The sequence below is a fragment of the Mesorhizobium sp. M7A.F.Ca.US.005.03.1.1 genome (assembly GCF_003997975.1).
GTDB lineage: Bacteria > Pseudomonadota > Alphaproteobacteria > Rhizobiales > Rhizobiaceae > Mesorhizobium > Mesorhizobium ciceri.
Map to the genome: position 1 here is coordinate 1 of NZ_RZRO01000189.1, position 3,470 is coordinate 3,470.

Annotated in this window: 7 protein-coding genes and 1 pseudogene; 2 read left to right on the forward strand and 6 right to left on the reverse strand. The window is 62.5% G+C overall.

The window, feature by feature from the left end; all coding sequences use genetic code 11:
• Together EN990_RS34855 and EN990_RS34860 are read left to right on the forward strand one after the other, a co-directional pair.
• Window positions 1-353: OsmC family peroxiredoxin (locus tag EN990_RS34855; RefSeq protein WP_127388568.1), on the forward strand; the 353-nt coding region annotated here is incomplete at its 5' end.
• 16 nt (window positions 354-369) lie between these two features.
• Window positions 370-753 (forward strand): annotated as a pseudogene (locus EN990_RS34860) (nuclear transport factor 2 family protein); the annotation flags it as partial.
• 98 nt (window positions 754-851) lie between these two features.
• Here EN990_RS34860 and EN990_RS34865 read toward each other — a convergent pair.
• The 6 genes from EN990_RS34865 to EN990_RS34890 form a co-directional block, all read right to left on the reverse strand.
• Window positions 852-1,463: a LysE family translocator gene (locus EN990_RS34865; RefSeq protein WP_013532395.1), complete on the reverse strand. Its 612-nt coding sequence runs from the start codon at window positions 1,461-1,463 to the stop codon at window positions 852-854.
• 81 nt (window positions 1,464-1,544) lie between these two features.
• Window positions 1,545-1,865 (reverse strand): YkgJ family cysteine cluster protein, encoded by a 321-nt coding sequence (locus tag EN990_RS34870; RefSeq protein ID WP_032809400.1) that lies wholly within the window; start codon window positions 1,863-1,865, stop codon window positions 1,545-1,547.
• Window positions 1,866-1,920: 55 nt separating this feature from the next.
• The gene (locus EN990_RS34875; protein ID WP_013532397.1) at window positions 1,921-2,088 is read right to left on the reverse strand and encodes a hypothetical protein; all 168 of its coding nucleotides are present in this window, start codon (window positions 2,086-2,088) and stop codon (window positions 1,921-1,923) included.
• Between the two features lies 1 nt (window position 2,089).
• A complete protein-coding gene (locus EN990_RS34880; protein WP_013532398.1) occupies window positions 2,090-2,497 on the reverse strand; it encodes a hypothetical protein in 408 nt (135 codons plus the stop codon).
• Complete coding sequence (locus tag EN990_RS34885; protein ID WP_013532399.1) at window positions 2,497-2,724, reverse strand: hypothetical protein; 228 nt, start codon at window positions 2,722-2,724, stop codon at window positions 2,497-2,499. The genes EN990_RS34880 and EN990_RS34885 overlap by 1 nt, the downstream gene beginning before the upstream one ends.
• A 359-nt stretch (window positions 2,725-3,083) precedes the next feature.
• Entirely contained in the window at window positions 3,084-3,293 is a 210-nt protein-coding gene (locus EN990_RS34890; protein WP_010915421.1) for a cold-shock protein, read from the reverse strand.
• Window positions 3,294-3,470: the final 177 nt, after the last annotated feature.

Here is a 3,470-nt window from a genome sequence, read left to right on the forward strand (position 1 = left end):
ATTCCTTCCCGTCGCGTTTCGAGAACGGTCCGGGCACCAACCCGGAAGAACTGATCGCCGCGGCGCATGCAGGCTGCTTCTCGATGGCGCTGAGCGCCATGCTGGGCAACGCCAATCATGTCCCGACAAGCATCAGCACCGTCGCCAAGGTGCATCTTGGCGCAACCGCTGCCGGTCCGACGATCACCCGCATCGAACTCGAAACCGAGGCAGAGGTCGCGGGACTTGCCGAAGATGAATTCGAGCGCCTTGCACAGTCCGCCAAGGCGGGCTGCCTCGTCTCGCGGGCCCTTGGCGGCGTGTCTCAGATCACCCTCAAGGCAACGCTCGTCGAAGCCACCAAAGGTCAATGAAGCCAGGAGAAAGAAGATGACACAGGAGCTTGTCATGGACGCAAACGCGTACGGTCTGTCCCAGCAGACGGCCGAGATCATGCGGCGCTACAACGACGTATTCCAGCGCCATGATCCTTCGGCACTCGCCGAGCTGGTGGCCGACGATTGCGTGATCGAGAACACCGTGCCGGCGCCGGACGGCGCCCGCCATGCCGGCAAGGAAGCGTGCGTCGCGCTTTGGACGGCGATCGCGACCCAGGCCGGCACGCGCTTCGATATCGAGGAAACCTTCGTTGCCGGTGACCGGGCAACGATCCGCTGGCGCTATTTCATGACCGACGGCAATTCGCTGCGCGGCGTCAACCTCATGCGTGTGGCCGATGGGCGGATCGTCGAAGCGATGGGTTATGTGAAGGGGCAGCGCGCCCCGAGCAATGCCCCGAAAGCGCATAACCGCTTTTCGCCCGGAATAGCGCAACAAAGGAGAGCGGATCAGCGAGACTGAACCGCTCCCCGCTACCGATCGGCCAGCGCCAGCTTTGCGCCGAGCATGACGAAAGCGCCGGCGAAGGTCCGGCGCATCCAGGTCAACACCATTGGCCGCGAGACGACATGGCTGCGGATCGAGGCTGCGAAGATGCCGTAGCCGACGAAAACCACGAAGGTCAAAAGCATGAAGACGGAACTCAGTTCCAGCATTTTCGACAGCGCATTGGGCTCGGTGGTGCTGACGAACTGCGGCAGGAAGGCGAAGAAGAAGATCGACAGTTTCGGATTGAGCACGTTGACGAGGATACCGGTGGCAATCACCTTGCCGGCCGAGCGCGGCGTCACATCCTGCTCGACGCTGAGGCCGCCCTTTTCCTTCAGCGTGTTCCAGGCCATGTAGAGCAGGTAGGCGACGCCGAGATATTTCAGCGTCTCGAAGGCGAGCGCACTGGTGTGCAGCAGCGCCGCCAGGCCAGTGATGGCGGCGGCCATGTGCGGGATGATGCCGAGCGTGCAGCCGAAGGCGGCGATGACGCTGGCCCGCGCACCGCGCGAGAGGCCGGCGCTCAGCGTGTAGAGAACGCCGGTGCCGGGCGAAGCCACGACAATCAGGGACGTCAACAGAAATTCGATGCTCACGATGGTTCCTCCGGCACCCTACCCGGCCAGGAAGGTACCGGGCTGCGGGTCGGCGCACAAGCGGAGGCGACGGGAGATTGGCTACACCGGTAATCCGAGCGCCTGGCGTGCCATCAGACACTCCTCGTCGCCGGGCATGCAGGCGCGACAGACGTCCGGCCGCACGTCGTAGATGCCGCAAGCGGTCGACTTGCCGATCTCGCCGGACAGCGCCGAGCAGCGCACGCCCTCGCAACGCATGCCTGACAGGTCGGATGCGACATATTTTTCCGGGATACGGTCGAGCTGTGCGTCATCTTCGGTGGAAAAGCGCGGCCACTCGGCCGAATAGGAACAGCAGGCACCGCAGCTTTGGCAATCGAAGGTGCCCTGTTGCGACGACAAAACGCTTGCGGCGGCCACCAGGGCGGACAGCCCTGGCGCGGCGGGGTTGTGATCTGCGTCTTGCGGCAAGGCGCTATTTCTTCTTGGCCGTCTTGCCCTTCGGCGAATCCGCCGGCGACTTGAACAGGTCGGTCGCCGCCTCGGTGGCATCGCCAGCTTTCGGCGCGGCAACCGGCTTGGCCGGTTTTGCCGCGGCACCCGAGGCTGCCGGCTGATCCTTGGAGGAGAATTTTATGGCCATGTCAGTCCTCGTCGGCGAAGCGCGATGATGGGGCGCGCGGATTGCGCAGGCGGCCGATCAGCGCCGAAACGGCCGTGATGTTCATTTCCTCGGGCGACCAGTTTTTCACCGCCTCGATGTGATGGGCTGCCAGCTCGCGATGCGTGCTGCCGCTGTAGGCGGCGTCCTGATACGTCACCCGCTCATGGGTCTTGGCGTCTTCGCGGACATACTCGATCAGGTAGTTCGGGCATTCGGCGCGGCCGCGCACGCCGACGCGAACCTGGGCATCACCGTGGGCACGCTTGCAGCGCTCGAGCTTTTCCAGCACACGCCGGACGAATTCGACCGGCTTGTCGAGGCCTTCGACCATATCGGCAATGGTTGCGTCGGCGGCGATCGGTGTTGGCGGTACGCGTTTGGTGGCCATCAGCGTCGTCCGGCCCGCTTCGGCAAAGCGGCTAGCGCGGCGGCGGCGGCCATCTCGTCGGCCTCCTTCTCCAGGCGCAATTCGCGCAGACGCGCGGTCTTGGCTTCGCGTGCCTCGCTGACGGCGTCGCGCTCGGAATTGATGCGGTTGAGCGACATCGACTGGGTTTGCGTCTTGCTGAACAGGGACACGGCCTGATCGACGGTTGTCTTTGAACTGGTGGTCAAATCTTTCTCCTGTCAGGAGCCTGTGCCGATGGAGCGAGACCGGGTCTTCGGTCAGGATCACGCACAAAGCAATACGCGCGGCGAATTCAAATTGCTGGAGCGTCCCTTAGCACGTCCAGGCCGGCGCGCAGCGCACTTTCGGCGGCAAGGCGCGGAAAATGAAAAAGGCCAGGCACCGCCTGACCTTCCATGAGAGCGTCGCGCAACCAGATGACATCCAAAAGGATGCACCGCACGGGAACGCCCTGCTTATGCACATGATATGCCGTGGAAACTCAGGTCGCCGCGGCCATGCGCCCGAATTCGCCACTCACCGGTGCCAGTACATCCGTGGTCACCGGGAGAGCAGAATTCGTTTTTCAGGCCGCCTTCAACTGGTCGGCGGACATCTTGCCCGACTTGTTGTCGCGGACCATCTCGTAGCCGAGCTTCTGGCCCTCGACGATGTCACGCATGCCGGCGCGCTCTACGGCCGAGATGTGGACAAAAACGTCGGCCGAGCCGTCGTCAGGCTGAATAAAACCAAAACCTTTGGTGGCGTTGAACCATTTAACTGTGCCGGTGCTCATGACGAACCCTTTCCATGGCAAATATTCGTTCGACGCCATGCGGATGCACAACGTCGTTTGTCCCGATTTTTGATGTGGGAAGTTCGTCAAAGGCGCGCTCGAAAGCGCGGATAACAAAAGTCAGTCAAACAAATATCGACGATTTGCTTGTAGGCTTCTTTTGGCGCGCTGTCAAAT

Coding starts and splice junctions, on each gene's coding strand:
- EN990_RS34875 (WP_013532397.1), bottom strand. CDS start 2,088: ATGGCCATAAAATTCTCCTCCAAGGATCAGCCGGCAGCCTCGGGTGCC.
- EN990_RS34880 (WP_013532398.1), bottom strand. CDS start 2,497: ATGGCCACCAAACGCGTACCGCCAACACCGATCGCCGCCGACGCAACC.
- EN990_RS34890 (WP_010915421.1), bottom strand. CDS start 3,293: ATGAGCACCGGCACAGTTAAATGGTTCAACGCCACCAAAGGTTTTGGT.